General features: G+C 62.2%; 1 protein-coding gene. It reads left to right on the forward strand.

The window, feature by feature from the left end:
* On the forward strand, positions 1 to 1663 hold a 1663-nt coding region (locus tag BBD38_RS14775; protein WP_066689367.1), incomplete at both ends, for a DUF7601 domain-containing protein.

Below are 1663 nucleotides of genomic sequence, written 5' to 3' on the forward strand. Positions count from 1 at the left end.
ACCTCGCCTTCCGGCGCGGCCACGGGCAGCATCGCGGACGGCGAAAACGTTGTGGCGTTCACGAACAACTACGAGCCGAAGCAGGGACTGACGGTTAAAAAGACGGTAACGGGGGCAAACGCCCCGGCGGGCGATACGTTCGAGTTCACGGTGAACGTGGCGGGCGCACCGTACGCAGGCCAGGAATACAAGCTCTATGGCGCGGACGGGATTGAGATCACGGCGGGCGGACCGTTCTATACGGACGCAAGCGGCAAGCTGACGCTTACGGCAGGCCAGTACGCGGTATTCGGCGGAATCCTGCAGGGAACGGCATACGAGGTTGTGGAAACGCCGAAGACGGACTATGTACAGGAGGCGACGGGCGCTACCGGAACGGTATCCGACGTAGGCTCGACGGCAAGCTTTACAAACAGCTATGAGCCGCAGCGGACCCTCACGGTTGAAAAACAGGTGACGGGCGGGGCCCCGGCGGACGCGGCGTTCGAGTTCACGGTCAGCGTAGGCGGCAGCGCGTATGCAGGCCAGGAATACAGGCTCTACGGTTCGGACGGAAACGAGATCACGACAGGCGGGCCGTTCAAGACGGACGCAAGCGGCAAGCTGAGCCTTACGGCAGGCCAGAAGGCAGTGTTTGAAGGCATCACGGCGGGCACGGCGTACGAAGTGAAGGAGACCGCGAACGCGGACTACGAAACGACGAGCACAGGCGATACGGGCAGCATTGCGGAAGACAACAGCAGCACGGCGGTGTTCACGAACAACTATGCGCCGAAGCGCAACCTGGAAGTGAGCAAAACGGTAACGGCATCCCCGGGCTTCACAGCCCCGGACGGCGACACGTTCACCTTCACGGTGAAGGTGGGCGGCACGGTATACCGCTACGCGAAGTATACGCTGTACGACGTAAGCGACCCGGCGGCGCCGGTTGTAATTCCGGGCGACAACTATATGACGGACGGAAACGGCAGGCTGACGCTTACGGCGAACCAGAAGGCAGTGTTTGAAGGCATCGCAGTCGGCACGACCTATGAAGTGACGGAAAGCGCGAAGGACGGCTATGCGGCAGACCATACGTCGCAGGACGGCAGCATTGCGGACGGCGAAAACAGCGTAGTGTTCACGAACAACTACGAGCCGAAGCAGGGCCTGACGGTCAAAAAGACGGTAACGGGGGCAAACGCCCCAGCGGGCGACACGTTCGAATTCACGGTGAACGTGGCGGGCGCACCGTATGCGGACAAGGAATACGACCTGTACGAAGGCGGCGTGCAGCAGATCGGCGTGTACAAGACGGACGCGGACGGGAAGCTGACGCTGAAGGATAACCAGGAAGCGGTATTCGGCGGCATCCTGCAGGGCACGGCGTACGAGGTTGTGGAAACGCCGAAGACGGACTATGTACAGACGGCGACGGGCGATACCGGAACGGTATCCGAAGCGGGCTCGACGGCAAGCTTTGAGAACGCCTACACGCCGCTGCGGACCCTCGCGGTTGAAAAGCAGGTGACGGGCGACGCCCCGGCAGGCGCGGCGTTTGAATTCACGGTCAGCGTAGGCGGCAGCGCGTATGCAGGCAAGGAATACAGGCTCTATGGTTCGGACGGGATCGAGATCACGGCGGGCGGGCCGTTCAAGACGGACGCAAGCGGCAAGCTGAGCC

This window comes from Christensenella intestinihominis (genome assembly GCF_001678845.1).
Lineage (GTDB): Bacteria > Bacillota > Clostridia > Christensenellales > Christensenellaceae > Christensenella > Christensenella intestinihominis.